At 51.8% G+C, this 16,121-nt stretch carries 17 protein-coding genes; 9 read left to right on the top strand and 8 right to left on the bottom strand.

What is annotated here, in order from left to right; genetic code table 11:
- Positions 1-35 precede the first annotated feature (35 nt).
- The 3 genes from AACQ84_RS13920 to AACQ84_RS13910 all read left to right on the top strand — a co-directional run bounded on the left by AACQ84_RS13920 (position 36) and on the right by AACQ84_RS13910 (position 3,779).
- Complete coding sequence (locus AACQ84_RS13920) at positions 36-560, top strand: phycobiliprotein lyase (RefSeq protein ID WP_045442612.1); 525 nt, start codon at positions 36-38, stop codon at positions 558-560.
- 167 nt (positions 561-727) lie between these two features.
- A complete protein-coding gene (locus AACQ84_RS13915; RefSeq protein ID WP_012308363.1) occupies positions 728-2,092 on the top strand; it encodes an NAD-dependent succinate-semialdehyde dehydrogenase in 1,365 nt (454 codons plus the stop codon).
- Positions 2,093-2,141: 49 nt separating this feature from the next.
- Positions 2,142-3,779: an acetolactate synthase large subunit gene (locus AACQ84_RS13910; protein ID WP_012308362.1), complete on the top strand. Its 1,638-nt coding sequence runs from the start codon at positions 2,142-2,144 to the stop codon at positions 3,777-3,779.
- On the opposite strand, the gene cobA is transcribed toward AACQ84_RS13910, so the two are convergent.
- Both cobA and AACQ84_RS13900 read right to left on the bottom strand, forming a co-directional pair.
- The gene (gene cobA, locus AACQ84_RS13905) at positions 3,762-4,532 is read right to left on the bottom strand and encodes a uroporphyrinogen-III C-methyltransferase (RefSeq protein WP_143589407.1); all 771 of its coding nucleotides are present in this window, start codon (positions 4,530-4,532) and stop codon (positions 3,762-3,764) included. The two genes, AACQ84_RS13910 and cobA, sit on opposite strands and share 18 nt — an antisense overlap.
- Positions 4,533-4,780: 248 nt before the next feature.
- Complete coding sequence (locus AACQ84_RS13900; protein ID WP_012308359.1) at positions 4,781-4,921, bottom strand: hypothetical protein; 141 nt, start codon at positions 4,919-4,921, stop codon at positions 4,781-4,783.
- Between the two features lie 178 nt (positions 4,922-5,099).
- On the opposite strand from AACQ84_RS13900, the gene gshA reads away from it, so the two are divergent.
- From gshA to AACQ84_RS13875, 5 genes are all read left to right on the top strand, one after another.
- Positions 5,100-6,245 (top strand): glutamate--cysteine ligase, encoded by a 1,146-nt coding sequence (gshA, locus tag AACQ84_RS13895; protein ID WP_012308358.1) that lies wholly within the window; start codon positions 5,100-5,102, stop codon positions 6,243-6,245.
- Between the two features lie 56 nt (positions 6,246-6,301).
- Complete coding sequence (locus tag AACQ84_RS13890; RefSeq protein WP_012308357.1) at positions 6,302-6,757, top strand: tRNA (cytidine(34)-2'-O)-methyltransferase; 456 nt, start codon at positions 6,302-6,304, stop codon at positions 6,755-6,757.
- Positions 6,758-7,506: 749 nt separating this feature from the next.
- Positions 7,507-9,468, top strand: coding sequence for a LysM peptidoglycan-binding domain-containing M23 family metallopeptidase (locus AACQ84_RS13885; RefSeq protein ID WP_012308356.1), 1,962 nt, complete (start codon positions 7,507-7,509; stop codon positions 9,466-9,468).
- Positions 9,469-9,613: 145 nt separating this feature from the next.
- Positions 9,614-10,351 (top strand): dienelactone hydrolase family protein, encoded by a 738-nt coding sequence (locus AACQ84_RS13880; RefSeq protein WP_012308355.1) that lies wholly within the window; start codon positions 9,614-9,616, stop codon positions 10,349-10,351.
- 24 nt (positions 10,352-10,375) lie between these two features.
- Positions 10,376-10,591 carry an RNA-binding S4 domain-containing protein gene (locus AACQ84_RS13875; RefSeq protein ID WP_012308354.1) on the top strand — a complete coding sequence of 72 codons (216 nt, stop codon included), beginning with the start codon at positions 10,376-10,378 and terminating at the stop codon, positions 10,589-10,591.
- A gap of 16 nt (positions 10,592-10,607) precedes the next feature.
- On the opposite strand, the gene AACQ84_RS13870 is transcribed toward AACQ84_RS13875, so the two are convergent.
- The 6 genes from AACQ84_RS13870 to AACQ84_RS13845 all read right to left on the bottom strand — a co-directional run bounded on the left by AACQ84_RS13870 (position 10,608) and on the right by AACQ84_RS13845 (position 14,943).
- Positions 10,608-11,852 (bottom strand): vWA domain-containing protein, encoded by a 1,245-nt coding sequence (locus tag AACQ84_RS13870; protein ID WP_012308353.1) that lies wholly within the window; start codon positions 11,850-11,852, stop codon positions 10,608-10,610.
- Positions 11,853-11,982: 130 nt separating this feature from the next.
- On the bottom strand, positions 11,983-12,636 hold the full coding sequence (locus AACQ84_RS13865) for a cupin domain-containing protein (protein WP_012308352.1): 654 nt from the start codon (positions 12,634-12,636) through the stop codon (positions 11,983-11,985).
- Between the two features lie 4 nt (positions 12,637-12,640).
- Positions 12,641-13,852, bottom strand: coding sequence for a M20 metallopeptidase family protein (locus AACQ84_RS13860; protein ID WP_012308351.1), 1,212 nt, complete (start codon positions 13,850-13,852; stop codon positions 12,641-12,643).
- A gap of 92 nt (positions 13,853-13,944) precedes the next feature.
- Positions 13,945-14,232, bottom strand: a complete 288-nt coding sequence (locus tag AACQ84_RS13855) for a TMEM165/GDT1 family protein (RefSeq protein WP_030007751.1) — start codon at positions 14,230-14,232, stop codon at positions 13,945-13,947.
- Positions 14,233-14,311: 79 nt separating this feature from the next.
- Positions 14,312-14,629: a TMEM165/GDT1 family protein gene (locus AACQ84_RS13850; RefSeq protein WP_012308349.1), complete on the bottom strand. Its 318-nt coding sequence runs from the start codon at positions 14,627-14,629 to the stop codon at positions 14,312-14,314.
- Between the two features lie 89 nt (positions 14,630-14,718).
- Positions 14,719-14,943 carry a hypothetical protein gene (locus AACQ84_RS13845; RefSeq protein WP_045442321.1) on the bottom strand — a complete coding sequence of 75 codons (225 nt, stop codon included), beginning with the start codon at positions 14,941-14,943 and terminating at the stop codon, positions 14,719-14,721.
- 53 nt (positions 14,944-14,996) lie between these two features.
- On the opposite strand from AACQ84_RS13845, the gene AACQ84_RS13840 reads away from it, so the two are divergent.
- Complete coding sequence (locus AACQ84_RS13840; RefSeq protein WP_012308348.1) at positions 14,997-16,040, top strand: fatty acid desaturase; 1,044 nt, start codon at positions 14,997-14,999, stop codon at positions 16,038-16,040.
- The last annotated feature ends 81 nt before the right edge of the window (positions 16,041-16,121 follow it).

Genomic DNA, 16,121 nt, shown 5'->3' with positions numbered 1-16,121 from the left:
TTGACATTTGCCGCAGCTCTCGAAGCTCTTCGCCCATGAATTTACTTGCGACTTCGCCCAGTGCCAGCACCGCCTTTTTTCAGCGCTCTGCCGGTCGGTGGCATTCCCAGCGCCGCTACTACACCCTCAACAGTGACCAGGAACCCCTGGAGGCCATTTCGGCAATCGAAGTCGTCTTTTTACCCGCCGAGCATCCCCACCTCAAACCCTTGGCGATCGCCCACCACCTTTCCCCTGATCAGGCCTTTCAATGTGGGGCGAAAGTTACTTGGGAAAGCACTTATACTAATGTGCAGCGCAAACCCCTAAAGGGAGAGACGATCTTTGGAATTCGGGATCAGTTGATGTACCGCGACCGTGGTTTTTCGACAACAGCCCCGATTGTGGCCGAATTTGAATTGATTCAACCCCACGTGATGCGACTTCAGACTGCCTACGACGGCGCCAGTTTTGAAGAAGAAATTAAATTTGTTGGGGATAAACACCGCACACGCCAAACTATTACTTCCCGTGCGGGACAGGAATTGATGATCGCGCAGTATTTAGAAACGCGTCTTTAGTAATCCTAAATTTGTCGTTTTAAAAAATCTCCCTTGCATAAAAATATCCGTGTCGGGTGTATGTCACGGATTGTTTAGGTTTATCGGTATCGCTAAAAATTGCAAAAATTCCCGCTTACACTGAGAAGAGTGGAGGCCTCAAGCCCGCAGCGGCAAAGGAGAGAGTTATGGCGATCGCCACGATCAATCCCACGACCGGAGAAATATGTCAGCGTTTTAAAGCCCTGACCCCAGCAGAAATTGACGCAAAATTAGCCAAGGCCCAGGAAGCATTTCAAGCATATCGGCGCACCAGCTTTAGCCAACGGCGACAGTGGCTCGAAAATGCAGCGGCCATCCTCGAACGGGATACCAGTAAGTTTGCGGAGATTATGACCACTGAGATGGGAAAAACCCATCAAAGTGCGATCGCCGAAGCCGAAAAATCTGCTTTAGTCTGTCGCTACTATGCCGAACATGGTGAACAGTTTTTGGCCAACGAATACACAGAAACCCAGGCCACAGAAAGTTATGTGTGCTATCAGCCCTTGGGCATTCTGCTCGCGGTGATGCCGTGGAATTTTCCCTTCTGGCAAGTTTTCCGTTTTGCCGCCCCAGCATTAATGGCCGGGAATGTGGCGGTGTTAAAACATGCGTCCAATGTGCCCCAGTGCGCCCTGGCGGTGGAAGCGATTTTAGAGGCGGCAGGATTTCCGGAAGGGGTGTTTCAAACCTTGTTAATTGGCGCGTCCCAGGTGGAGCAGGTGATTAAAGATCCCCGGGTGAAGGCCGCCACCTTAACAGGGAGCGAACCAGCGGGGGCAAGTTTAGCCAGTCTGGCGGGCCAGGAAATTAAACCGACGCTGTTGGAACTGGGTGGCAGTGATCCCTTTGTGGTCTTTCCGTCGGCGGATCTCGATGAAGCAGTCGAGGTCGGTACTGTAGCCCGTACGATGAACAATGGTCAATCTTGTATTGCGGCGAAACGATTTATTCTCCACGAGGCGATCGCCGCCGAATTTCTCGAAAAACTCCACCTCAAATTTGCCAGTCTCAAGATTGGCGATCCCATGGCACCGGAGACGGATATCGGCCCCTTGGCAACGGAGGGCATCTTGCAGGATATCAGCCGCCAAGTGGATCAAGCGGTGGCTGCTGGGGCCAAAATTTTATTGGGCGGGCGACCCCTAGACCGCGCCGGTTATTTTTATCCGCCGACCATTTTGACGGAGATTCCCCCAGGGGCGAAGATTCTCCAGGAGGAACTGTTTGCGCCGGTGGCGATGGTCTTTACGGTTAAAGATCTCGATCAGGCGATCGCCCTCGCCAATGATATTCCCTTTGGTTTAGGAGCCAGCGCCTGGACAAATGATCCGGCAGAACAACAACGCTTTATTCAAGAGCTTGACGCTGGGGCCGTTTTTATCAATGGCATGGTGAAATCTGACCCCCGCCTCCCCTTTGGTGGGACGAAACGCTCTGGTTATGGGCGAGAATTGGGCCTCGCTGGGATTCGCACCTTTGTGAATGCCAAAACGGTGTGGCTGAAATAACCCCCCGACTTTATCCCAACGATTTTGGTGCCTGAGGAGGCGATCGTCCGTGAATACTGCAGAATTATTGATCCGATGTCTAGAAAATGAAGGGGTGGAGTATATTTTTGGGCTGCCGGGGGAAGAAAATCTCCATATCCTCGAAGCCCTTAAGGAGTCTCCCATCCGCTTTATCACCGTCCGCCATGAACAGGGTGCCGCTTTTATGGCCGATGTGTATGGTCGTTTAACCGGGAAAGCAGGGGTTTGTCTGTCTACCCTGGGGCCTGGGGCTACCAATCTAATGACTGGGGTTGCCGATGCGAACCTCGATGGGGCGCCCCTGATTGCGATTACAGGGCAGGTGGGTACCGACCGCATGCACATTGAATCCCACCAATATCTTGATCTGGTGGCGATGTTTGCCCCCGTCACCAAGTGGAATAAACAAATTGTCCGACCGAACACGACCCCGGAGGTGGTACGTCGTGCCTTTAAAATTGCCCAGCAGGAAAAACCAGGGGCAGTACACATCGATCTCCCTGAAAATATTGCGGCGATGCCCGTAGAAGGTCAGCCCCTCCAGCGGGATGGTCGTGAAAAAATCTATGCTTCAAGCCGGAGTTTAAACCGGGCTGCCGAGGCGATCGCCCATGCCAAGAGTCCTTTAATTCTGGTGGGTAATGGCATTATTCGCGCCGATGCCGCCGAAGCCCTCACCGATTTTGCCACCCAGTTGAATATTCCCGTAGTCAACACCTTTATGGGCAAAGGGGCAATTCCCTACACCCATCCCCTGTCCCTGTGGACGGTAGGACTCCAACAGCGGGATTTTGTCACCTGTGCCTTTGAACAGAGCGATTTGGTGATTGCAGTGGGCTACGATCTGATCGAATATTCCCCCAAACGCTGGAACCCAGAGGGAACGACCCCAATTATCCACATTGGTGAAGTGGCCGCCGAAATTGATAGTAGTTATATTCCCCTCACAGAAGTTGTCGGCGACATTGGCGATGCCTTAAATGAAATTCGTAAACGCACAGACCGTGAGGGCAAAACCGCGCCAAAATTTCTCAATGTCCGGGCTGAGATTCGGGAGGACTATGAACGCCACGGCACCGACGCTAGTTTTCCGGTCAAACCCCAAAAAATCATCTACGATCTCCGCCAAGTGATGGCCCCAGAGGACATCGTCATTTCTGATGTGGGGGCCCACAAAATGTGGATGGCCCGCCATTACCATTGCGATCGCCCCAATACTTGCCTGATTTCCAATGGATTTGCGGCGATGGGCATTGCGATTCCCGGTGCTGTAGCAGCCAAATTAGTCTACCCAGAAAAAAATGTCGTGGCTGTCACAGGGGACGGGGGATTTATGATGAACTGCCAGGAGCTCGAAACGGCCCTGCGCATTGGGGCGAACTTTGTCACCCTAATTTTCAATGATGGTGGCTATGGTTTGATCGGTTGGAAACAGATTAACCAGTTCGGTGCACCAGCCTTTGTGGAGTTTGGCAATCCCGATTTTGTGCAGTTTGCCGAAAGTATGGGCCTCAAGGGTTATCGGATTACCGCCGCCGCCGACCTTGTGCCGACCTTAAAAGAAGCCCTAGCCCAGGATGTACCAGCGGTGATCGATTGCCCCGTGGACTACAGTGAGAATGTGAAATTCTCCCAAAAATCAGGGGATTTAATCTGCCGTATGTAACAGGGTGTCGTACTGGGGATGGAGTTCTACCACGCGACCCACAATGGCGATCGCCGGCGCAGAAAAGCCCGTTGTTTCGACTTTTTGGACAATGTCCCCAAGATTACCCAGAAGTTCTTCTTGATCCGGGCGCGTTCCCCAACGAATCAGGGCGATGGGGGTATCTGTGGTTAAGCCCCCTGCGAGGAGCTGGGGAATAATTTGGGGCAGATTGTGGATCCCCATGTAGATCACGAGGGTCTCGGAACCCTGGGCGATCGCCTGCCAATTGACCTGGGGTCGATACTTGCCAGCGGCCTCATGGCCTGTGACAAAGGTTGCCGAACAACTATAGCCACGGCTGGTGAGGGGAATGCCACAGTAGGCGGGAGCGGCAATGCCAGAGGTAATGCCTGGGACAATTTCGACAGGAATATTTGCAGCTTGGAGATCGGCCATTTCTTCGCCGCCCCGCCCAAAAACAAACGGATCGCCCCCTTTCAAGCGCACCACAATGGCAAATTCCTGGGCTTTTTCGATCAAAATTTTTGTGGTTTCTTCCTGGGGGAGTGAATGTCTGCCCCGGCGTTTCCCCGCATGGATCCGTTCGGCCTGGGGATTGATCATCGCCAAAATTGGCTCACTGACCAAGGCATCATAAACAACCACATCAGCCATTTCGAGGAGGGTTTTGCCCTTTAGGGTAAAGAGGCCAGGATCACCGGGGCCTGCCCCAACAAGGTAAACTTTGCCGACTGGAGTGCTAGGGGTCATGGAATTTGCCATGGAGGAGGGGTTCAGGGAGAAAATAAATTTAAGGGAAATGGCTGAGGAGCCTTAAGGTATCCCAGATTAACACGGGCAATTTTTTTTTCTGTATCTTTGGTTGCCCTTTCTAAAGAAATACTTAATCTTTCCCTTGACAAGGCGATCACCCCTTTCGTTTTCCGCCAAAAAATCCCTAAAAATCTAAAAATTAAGGAGCCATGGCCCCAATGAAAAACCATGACGCCCCATTTACCCTAGGCTCGCTCCTGCTTCTGGGGATTAGACCGGATTTGCTGGAGCAATAGTTCCAATTCCGCTTGGATCGAGAGATATTTTACCCGGGTATCTAGGGGTAGTGTATTAGCGGCTTTATCCTGGACTGTACATTGACTCATGGTTTGATCTAAAGCAATTTTAAAATGGCATTTATTAAGAGAATGAGTATATTAACTTAAAATTCCCCACCGTCAGGGAGAAATTTTCGCACAAGGAAAGAGAAGGGCAGCATAAAATAGTGTATTGCTGGATAATCTGCATGATTCATCCCCCATTGCCAGGATTTGAGGATACATTTTGCTGCTATCAAAAGGTTTAGAGATTGAAATCTACACAGGCACCCCCACCGGAGAAATTATCGGCCTCTCCGATCAAGTGGTAAAGGCCCTCGAAGGCTTTGTGCGGGAACCCGATAATCGCAATGTCGAATACACCACGCCCCCTTGTTGCAGCTATGAAAGTTTGCTCTGTGCAATTTTGCAGCCCCGACTGCAACTGCGTCAGTTTTTGAAAACCCTGGGGAACTACACCCTCATTCCTGGCAGTACCCTCTCTCTCGGTGATGCGAGTCGCTTTTTTCGCTCGGATCCCCAAAATCCCTACCATGCCTATATTGAACAGACCTATGGCACCGATGTGGTGACGGCCAGTGTCCACATTAATATTGGCATTGAGGATCCAGAAATTTTGATGCGGGCCTGTCGGTTAATGCGCCTCGAAGCCCCGTTAATCCTGGCGCTAAGTGCGGCCTCGCCGTTTCTAGATGGTCGCGTGACGGGTTCCCATTCCCGCCGCTGGCAAGTGTTCCCGAAAACCCCGGCCCAGGTGCCCCTATTTACCAGCCATCAACATTTTATTGATTGGACTAATGAGCAACTCCGCCTGGGGACGATGCAAAATGTCCGACATTTGTGGTCTTCGGTGCGTCCCAATGGCGATCGCCGCCCTTATTCCCTGAATCGTTTGGAATTGAGAATTTGTGATTTGGTGATCCATCCCCTGCAATTGCTGGCCATTGTCGCCTTCGTCGAAGCAAGAATTCAACAGCTTTTGGCCCAGCCCCACCTCGACCCCCTCAAATCGAGTCAGTTAAACCCAGCCCACCTCTTGGAAATTACCGATGCCAATGAGCAACTGGCGGCCCAATCTAGCCTAGAGGCGACCCTCTATCACTGGCGCACAGGCCAGCCGATTCAAGCGGTGGATTGGATCCAAGAAATTTATACAGAAGTCTATCCCTTTGCGAAACAGGCGGGATTTGCTTGTTTTCTCAGCCCCTTGCAAAAGTTACTCCGGGAGGGGAATCAGGCTCAACAATGGCTCCAGGCCCATCGTCAAGGTCAACCTTTAGAGATGATTATCCAAAAGGCGATCGCCGAAGCCGAAACCCTCGATCAAGAATTAGCCCAATATTTGTGCGAACCCGCTGCCCTTGTGGCCTAGGTGCTTGAATGGGTATCTTTAACTGTCTGTAAGACTTTTTTTATTAATCTGCGCCGATGCCCCAACTGGTTCTTGTTCACCCCCAAATTCCCCCCAATACAGGTAATATTGCCCGCACCTGTGCGGCGACCGATACGGAATTACACCTCGTCGGCCCCCTAGGTTTTGAAATTGGCGATCGCCACCTAAAACGCGCCGGCCTAGATTACTGGCCCCATGTCAAACTTTCTTTTTATCCCGACCTTGAGCATTTCCTCCAGGCCCAGGCCACCAGAGGGGGGCGTCTCCTGGGCTACAGCGTCCGGGGCACGAGCCAATACACAGAATTCACCTACCAAGATGATGACTGGTTGCTATTTGGTAGCGAAACCCAAGGCCTCCCCGCAGAACTGCTCCAACGCTGCGATGCAACCCTAACTATTCCTATCAATAAGACCCATGTTCGGAGCCTTAATCTTTCCGTGAGTGCAGCGGTGGGTCTCTTTGAAGTGCGGCGTCAATTAGGGCTTTAGTTTTCCCCGATAAGATATTTCTATCACCGCCCCCCCGTAGTGCGCCGAAAACATTAACAGATCTCCCCTGAATCGGTGGAGATTTTATTCTTTTAAAACAAAAATACTATCGCTAAATGTGCACTTAGAAAGCCTAAAAAGCTTATGCAATAGGTGTCTGGGCTAGAGAAGCTGTCAAAACCGAAAAAATATGCTAGGCGATCGCCAGTGGGGAAAAGTGCAACTAAATATTAACTGAAATCACCCTTGTTCTGTATCCTGGACTACCCATTGATCCCAGTGTTTTTCCCCCAGAAAAATCAAAATATATCAACCCAGACTTGTTAAAAAGAAGAAACCAGGGTAACCTTTCCTAGACATTCACCAAATGTCCAATTCAAGTGATCTCAATCACGAGAAGTCGGTAGAATTGTTACTTCAATTGTTTCAGTTGAAGCAGAATGAAACCACTGCTCGACACAAGTAGGAGGTTGTTTTTGAAGGACGTATCCCAAAAGCACCGCATTGTATCCCCTGAAGGTACTGCAGCTTTGGCAACGTCGGTAAAGTCGAACCAAGCGTCTGTTTTCCCATCAGCCTGCTCCCCCTGGAGTCTTGTTGGTTTTCTGGAAAACGTGCCTCACTTCTCACATTTTTTGTCTTCCCATTGAGGGCTACAAAAAATTTCACCGATTTCGGTGTTAACCACGGAAGTAACGGCTTTGCCCAATTCACGAACAGACCGTCTTTTTTCCCAAGGAGAAACATTTATGATTCCTGCTCCAGTTACTTTAGCAACGGCTCCGGAGGTCGAATCCCCCCAACTCGTCGCTGCTGTAAGTTCAAATTCTGTCAGTAGGGTTGAGCCTGAACTACCCGCCATCAAGCACATTGTTGCTGAAGCTGATACGTTTTGGTCCATTGCTCAACGGTATGGCGTGGCCCCTGAGGCGATCGCCACCTTAAACGATCTCACTGTCGAAAGTACTCTAGTGGTTGGGCAAGCACTAAAAATTCCGGCCCCTTCCCAACAACCGATCGCCCGTTATGAGATTGACTCTCCGGCGATCGCCCCCAGCGAGCAACCCACGCTCCCCAAGCCCAGCGTCGAAGTTGCCGCCCTTGAGCTTCCTTCCCAAGCCCTCATGGATGCCGATTCTGCCCGCCTTGAGGCCGACGCACCTACCGCTACATTACGCGCCGAACAGGACAAACTCGTCGAAAGTATTCAAGCCCTAAAAAGCCAGCCTGTGGAAAAGGTGATTTTTGAGGCCAAAACAGAGGCGCCTCAACCCGAAACCTTGGTTAGCTCCACTGCTTTGACTCCCCAGGCACCCACCGCTGCCCCCAAGGGCGTTGTCACGATTCCTGTACCGAAACCCCAGGACTTCAGTGCGCCCACGGCCAAAGCGGAACCCACACCGGAAACCTTAATCGCTAATAATGCGGTTTCTAGCCCCCAGCGTTTACCGGAACCCCCCCAGCTCCAATCTCCTACCCCTGAATTGGTATTGGAAGCGAAAAAAGAAGAAAAAGCAGAACAGGCCCGCTCTGTCACCCTGACTGTTCCGCCAGCCCAGAGCAATGCCTCGACGCCTCTGGTGCGCCCCCAGGAAAAGGCCGCTACTCCAGCAGCCCCAGCGGAAGTATTGGTTGCAGCAAACACCAACGCCGTGCCCAAAACCCATGTGGTTCGTCCCGGGGAAACTTTATATGCGATCGCCCGTCGTTATGGCATCTCAGGGCGTGAATTGATTGCCGCTAATAAGCTGCTCAATCCCAACGTAATCTACGTCAACCAAAAGCTAGCGATTCCGGCTCGCGCCCAGCAACCCCAGCCCCAGAAAGAATTTGTGGCCCTTGTTCCCCAAATGGAGGTAACCCAAGGCGTGAATCGTAATAGTGCAACCCTAGCGAATGCCGTTTCTCTGCCGCAGCCCAAATTACAGGCAGAAACTGGTTCTGTAACCGCACCGGACAGCGACCGAATCACCACGGAAGCCGCCGTAGAAAAGCTTAAAACTGACATCGCGCGGCTACGTCGGGAATATCAACAGCAATCAACGCCCATTGCCCTCAAGGTTCCGGCTCCCAATGTCGAATTCACCAGCAATGAGCGCGCTGTGGCACCGGCACCGGTAGTTAACCCAGAATGGCAAGGACAACCTGAGCCTTCCGCTACGGCCCCCCGCACCGTGGAAGTGCCCGAAGCACCCCAGGAAATTGCAGCGGCTTCTCCTGGCAACGTCGCCAACTACAACGCGCTTCTGCGTCTCTCTGTTGGTGAAACCGTGAGCCCGGATCTGCCTCCCCTGGCCTCTCCCGATGAATATTTACCGGGCGCTGAAATCTTCAATGGTTATATTTGGCCGGCGAAAGGAACCTTTACCTCTGGTTATGGCCCCCGCTGGGGTCGGATGCACCGGGGGATTGATATCGCTGCCCCCACAGGCACGCCCATTTTTGCAGCGGCCAATGGTGAAGTGATTACGGCTGGCTGGAACTCTGGTGGTTATGGCAACCTCGTCAAGATCCGCCACGGTGATGGCAGTGTCACGCTATATGCCCACAATAGCCGGATCATGGTACGCAAAGGCCAACAGGTCAAGCAAGGCCAACAAATTGCAGCCATGGGGAGCACTGGTTTTAGCACGGGCCCACACCTCCATTTTGAGATTCATCCGAAGGGTCAGGGAGCAGTTAACCCGATGGCCTTCTTGCCGAAGCGTTAGGGCAAAATATTTAACTTTTAAGTTCAATACATTGATTTAAGAGAGGGAGTCTTTCCCTCTTTTTTTGTGGCCATGGGCAAAGCAATCTCGCAGGGAACACCTTCTAAAATGGGAACAATGAAGTTATTTATCCAGTGTTTTTGTGATGTCTCCACTCCAAACAGAAACGGTTCAAATTCCCAATGGCGATCTGCAGATTGCGGCTTACTTGAGCTATCCAGTTAGTGCGGAACCCTTGCCCGCTGTGATTGTGGTGCAGGAAATTTTTGGGGTTAATGGCCACATTCGTGATGTCACTGACCGCATTGCCCGCTTGGGTTATGTGGCGATCGCCCCGGCAATTTATCAACGGTTGGCCCCAGGATTTGAAACAGGGTACACTCCAGAAGACGTGAAAGTCGGACGGCAATACAAAGAACAGACTAAGGCCACAGAACTGCTTAGTGATCTCCAGGCAACCATTGATTATCTTTACGGTCGTCCCCAGGTGAAGCCCACGGGAGTCGGTAGCATTGGGTTTTGCTTTGGCGGCCACGTGACCTATCTGGGAGCGACTCTGCCGGAGATTAAGGCAACAGCGTCTTTTTATGGTGCTGGGATTACCACCTGGTGTCCCGGGGAAGCAACCCAGACAACCCTGGACTATACCTCTGAAATCCAAGGCAAACTCTACGGTTTCTTTGGGATGGCCGATGCGTCGATTCCGGCGGCTCAAGTAGATCAGATCGAGACGGCTTTAAAAACGCACCAAGTTGAGCACAAGATTTTTCGCTATGAAGGGGCAGGCCATGGCTTCTTTTGCGATCGCCGTGCCAGTTACAATGAACAGGCCGCCCAAGCAGCATGGCAAGAGGTACAGACTCTCTTTGCTGAAACCCTCTAAATTTTTTATTTTTGTCTAACTCCGATGACCCAGATGCCGACCGACGACCCCACAATTCAGCTTGATCAATTTCTGAAAATTATGAACCTTGTGGCGACGGGGGGCCAGGCCAAAATGGTCATCCAGGGGGGCTTCGTGGAGGTCAATGGAGAAACAGAAACCCGCCGCAAACGGAAATTACGCCACGGGGATTTGGTCAGTTTTGAAGGGACAACGCTCCAAGTTGAATTTGACGAGTAGGGTGGTTTCCTAAAGCTCAAGGTTGAATCATTGTTTTTGCGGCGATGCGGGTGCGTTTGCGATCGCCTTCGGAGAGGTCTTGGCCCCCTTGGAGTTGGGTCGCATTTTGCTGGAGGACAGTGGCCGCATTGGTATCACCCAGTTGAATCGCCGTTTTTGCTGCCGTTTGGAGGAGGGTTGCGGCTCCTTGGCGATCGCCTACCTTGAGCTTGTCTTCGGCCAGTTGGGTTTGTCGGTATTTAGCAAGGGCGAGAATCGATTGCTGCACCACCGGATTCGGGGCTGGTTGATAGTTTTCTTGGACGTCTACGGTGATCGGAATCGCTTCTGAGATGAGCCGAGTTTGGCCCGTGGCCGGGTCATCGTAGCGGACTTGGGCCTGGGCGATGGCTTGGTGGCCGGGGGGCAGTTGGTCGATGTAGAGATTGGCCAAAATGATCCGGGGCGCTTCGGTTAAGAGATCCCCAAGGCGGACACCGTAAAAATCGCCCTCTTTGACCACGGGCAACTCGATGGTTTCTGGGGCTACCTGGGCGAGGGGTTTGAGGTCTGCCAAGCGACTACCGGGAGAAAGTTGCAAAAGCAGTTGAGCATTGGTTAAACCAACCGATTGGGCGCGCTGGAGGAGTCGTTCAAATTCGGTGAGGGCCTGATTGGGGGTTTCAATATAAGCCAAGCTGCCATTGGCCGCATCAGCAATTTTTTCGAGGACATCCTGGTTCCAATTTTCGCCAAAACCGAGACTATTGAGGGTGACGCCATGTTCGGCAGCAACGGCGGCAATTTCCAAGCAGCGGCCATTATCGCCATGTTCATTTTCGCCATCGGTGAGCATAAACACCTGGGCGGCGCGTTTACCGGGACTACTGGCCAGCTCCTGTAACCCAAGCTTGATGCCATCGTCGATACAGGTGCCCCCGGCGGCCTCAAGGCGATCAATCTGGGCTTTGATGTGGGCTTTGTCCGTGACATCTTGGTTGGGGACAATCACCTTTGCTTTGTGATCAAAGGCAATCACCGAGAGGCGATCGCCTTCCCGCAGTTGGTCAACCAGTTGTATTGCGGCTTCTTTAACGGTGCGGAGGGGTTGCCCAGCCATTGAACCACTGTGATCGAGCACTAAACAAAGATTGAGCGGCAGGGTGGCGTCTTGGAAATCACTGGCGATCGCCCCAATGGAGAAGGAGAGTTGCCGTTGACTTTGGGCCTGGGTGGCATCCAAATGGGCATCACTAAGGAGCGCTTGCAGTCCGACTTTCATAGGCTGACGTTTTAGCTAAGTAAAAGAATTTATGGGGGGCGATCACTGCGCCATTTCAGCATAACCTTTCTTCCCTGGAGCAGTGGCTCAGGTCACGATTTTTGTAACGTTTAACAGTCCAATACTGAAGTCAACCGAGGTGTCCTGTTTTCACGTAAATAATGCAACCTTCTTGACTGAAGGGAGTATGAATACTATCGGCGGGATTACGTAACCAGGTGCCTGCCGGGTAGCTGCCCTGGTCATCCTCAAAGGTGCCTTCTAGGACAAAGATTTCCTCACCACCCCAATGGCGATGGGTTTGGAAATAAGTGCCCGGCTCCCAGCGCACTAGGGCAACATTTTCCCCCTGAAAATTATGCAATGGCAGCACCGATAACCCTTTGACTAAGCCAGGCATCCAGGCTTGTTCCTGAGTATTCACCTGCACGAAAGTTTGATCCGCCGGATCCATTTGCCAGAGTTTCACAAAAATGGTGCAGCCCGTTTTGCTGTGGGGACGGTGGCTAGAACCGACGGGATTACGCACATAGGTGCCGGGAGGATATTCCCCATGTTCATCGGCGAAAGTACCTTCCAGGACGAAAAATTCTTCGCCGCCGCCGTGGGTATGTTCTGCAAAATAGCTGTCGGGGGCATAGCGCACCAAGGAGGTGGCACGAGCGACTTCGGCCCCATCCCGATCTAACATCCGTCGTTCGACCCCAGCCATGGGTGAGGCTTGCCAGGGTAAAGCATTGGTATCGAGGACAACCCGTTCTTGTAAATCGGCGTGGAGTTGCATGGGCTTAGGCGAGGTATTTTTCGACACAACGGACAAACATTTCCACCCCCATAGCCAAGGCTGTTTCATCAAAGTTAAAGCGGGGATGGTGATGGGGATAGGCCAGATCAAAGTAGGGATTGGCTGAACCAAGGAAGAAGTAACAACCGGGCACTTCCCGCAGGAAAAAGGACATATCTTCGCTGCCCATGGTTTGACATTCGGGCATCACCCCTAGGGGGGTTTCGATGGTTGCTTCGGCGACGGAACGCACCAACTCAGCCATGGCGGGATCGTTGATCGTCGGTGGGTAAAGATGTACGTGGTCTAATTTGTAGCTGGCCCCATAGCTTTGGCAAATGCCGCTGACGATGGTTTCGAGGCGATCGCCAATGGTTTTTTCCAGTTGGGGATTAAAGTAGCGGATGGTGCCCTTGAGATCTGCATAATCGGCGATCACATTCATCGCGTGGCCCGCTTTAAATTCGCCCACCGTAACTACTGCTGCATCGAGGGGATTCACAATACGGGACACAAGGGTTTGCAGTGCACCGACAATTTGCGCCCCAACCACAATCGCATCGACAGTCTGGTGGGGGAGAGCACCATGGCCCCCTTTCCCCTGTACCCGCAGGTCAAAGCTTTCAACCGCCGCCATCAATGCCCCTGGTCGTACCCCCACCGTACCCAGGGGAAGATTATTCCACAGGTGCAGGCCAATAATCGCATCCACATCGGGGTTGTGAAGCACCCCAGCTTGGATCATTGGTTTTGCGCCACCGGGACTTTCTTCAGCGGGTTGGAAAATAATTTTCACAGCCCCCCGGAAACTGTCACGGTTTTCCTGGAGGTATTTGGCTGTCCCCAAGGCGATCGCCACATGGCCATCGTGACCACAGGCGTGCATTACTCCCGGATGCTGGGAACGGTAATCCACCTCATTTTCCTCTTGGATCGGTAGGGCGTCCATATCGGCGCGAATGCCCAGCACTTTACCCTTTTGGTGACCTTCGATGAGGGCGACAATGCCGGTTTCAGCGATGCCCGTTTGGTGGGGGATGCCCCATGCCGTGAGCTTATGGGCAATAAATTCTGCTGTCAGATTTTCTCGAAATGCCAGTTCCGGTTTCTGGTGGATCTGGCGACGCCACTGGACAATTTCTGATTGGAGCGCTTGGATCGTGGGACGAATCCGGTGTTTGTGGAGAACGGCATCTAAGCTAACGGTGGCAACCATGGGAAACCCAACGCAAGGGCGTAAAAATCTGCCCTTCTAGTGTAGAAGATTCTTTTTTCTCCCGTCGATCTGCGGACTGGGGAAATAGAGGCCTAATCTTCGTCTGCTGGGGTCGGATGCCACAGTAACCGTACGGCGAGGGTCGCAAAACCGATGGCCGCTAGACCCTTGAGAATCTGGGCAGGGATAAACGCAGCGAAAGCTCCCCCAGCAATGACACCCAAAAGACTGGTGGTAATTAGGGCTGTCACGGAGCCAAAAAATACGGCAATGGGTGATTTGGAACTGCCCCCTAAGGCGATCGCCGCCAGTTGACTCTTGTCACCAATCTCCGCCAAGAAGACGGTAATAAAAGTGAGACTTAGTAATTGCCAATCGATATCTACCATGGGTGAGAAAACTGTTTTATCGGTGAATCACGTTAATCAAAAACCAGAAACGGTTCCCTGGGAAAAGGCATTAGGCTGCCAGCATATCCACAATCAGAAGACCCGCAATCACGAGCAGCAGCACGCCAACAAACATATCCAAAATATCGGGGGCCAGCTTCCGGGCGAGCCAATAGCCAATGATTACCCCCAGTAAGCTCGTACTGACCAGGGCAAGGGCGGCCCCCAGAAAGACCACCCAAGGAGAAGCCGCTTGGGCCGAAATCAAGAGGGTGGCTAACTGGGTTTTATCCCCCATTTCTGCAATGAAAATCGTCAAAAAAGTGGAGCCGAAAACAGTCCAAATACTCCAGGGTCTTTCCTGTTTGGGGGGGTGACTGGCCGTCATATTACTTGGGGAAAATCTCGCTTAAAACCATGGCTTAGTTTATCAGGTATGTTTCGTGAATATGAAACAAAAGTGAAAGTCTAGGGAAGCTAAAGGGGATGGTTCGGCGGACTTTTCTCAGGATCGGTGGGGGAATTATGAGGCGATCGCCCCAGGGCAAAAATGAGCGTTGGCGTCCCTCCCAAAAGGCCCCAACCCAACCAACGCCGGAAGCTGTAACCCTTGCGCCAAGAAACCAATGCCGCCATCACCCCCATCAAACAATGGAGACTCGCCAAGAGCCAGACCCGGTAATCGAAAAAAAACGCTTGCATAGTGATCGTGGTATAACCTTTAGAAACCATGTTACATTTCGCAAACAATATCAATGACATCAGTTACTGTGCGCCCTAGTGCCACAACTCTTTTAGAAAAGCATCCAAATCTACGGCTCCGGGATATCCTCGATACATTGCCCCGTTCCGTCTACGAAATAAATCCGCTAAAAGCTTGGTCTAGGGTGCTGTTAAGTGTGGCGGCGGTGGTGGGTTGTTATGCCCTCTTGGCGATCGCCCCTTGGTATTTACTTTTACCCGTTTGGTTTTTAACTGGAACTACCCTAACGGGTTTTTTTGTGATTGGCCATGATTGCGGCCACCGCTCCTTTTCCCGCAAAAATTGGGTCAATAATTTAGTCGGTCACCTTGCCTTTTTGCCTTTAATCTATCCTTTCCATAGCTGGCGCATTCTCCATAATCATCACCATCGCTACACCAACAATATGGATGAGGACAATGCCTGGGCTCCCTTTACCCCTGAGCTATACGATGACTCTCCGGCGTTTATCAAAGCTGTTTACCGGGCGATCCGGGGCAAACTGTGGTGGCTCGCTTCGGTGATTCACCAACTGAAACTCCACTTCAATTGGTTCGCCTTTGAAGGAAAACAACGGGAACAAGTTCGTTTTTCTGCCCTATTTGTGATTATTGCTGGGGCGATCGCCTTTCCGGTGATGTTCTACACCCTCGGCGTTTGGGGCGTTGTAAAATTCTGGCTGATGCCTTGGCTTGGCTATCATTTCTGGATGAGCACCTTTACCCTCGTGCACCACACCGTACCGGAAATTCCCTTTAGCTACCGGGACAAATGGAATGAGGCGATCGCCCAACTGTCTGGAACTGTCCATTGCGACTATCCCAAGTGGGTTGAAGTCCTTTGCCACGACATCAATGTCCATGTGCCCCACCACCTTTCTACAGGGATTCCCTCCTACAATCTCCGTAAAGCCTACGCCAGCATCAAGCAAAATTGGGGTGAATATCTCTACGAAACCAAATTTTCTTGGGAGTTGATGAAAGCGATCACCGAGCAATGTCACCTCTATGACGCTGAGCACAATTACATTTCCTTTGCGCAACATCAAAAACGCTAATTTCAGTAAAACAATTTTTTAAAAAACGAAAATATTGCCGACTGAGCTTTTGTTTCGACACCCTAAAACCTAGGGTGTTTT

It is taken from the genome of Picosynechococcus sp. PCC 7002, assembly GCF_963860125.1.
Lineage (GTDB): Bacteria > Cyanobacteriota > Cyanobacteriia > Cyanobacteriales > MRBY01 > MRBY01.
Note: the sequence above shows the minus strand (reverse complement) of the source record. Positions and strands in the feature narration are given on the sequence as shown.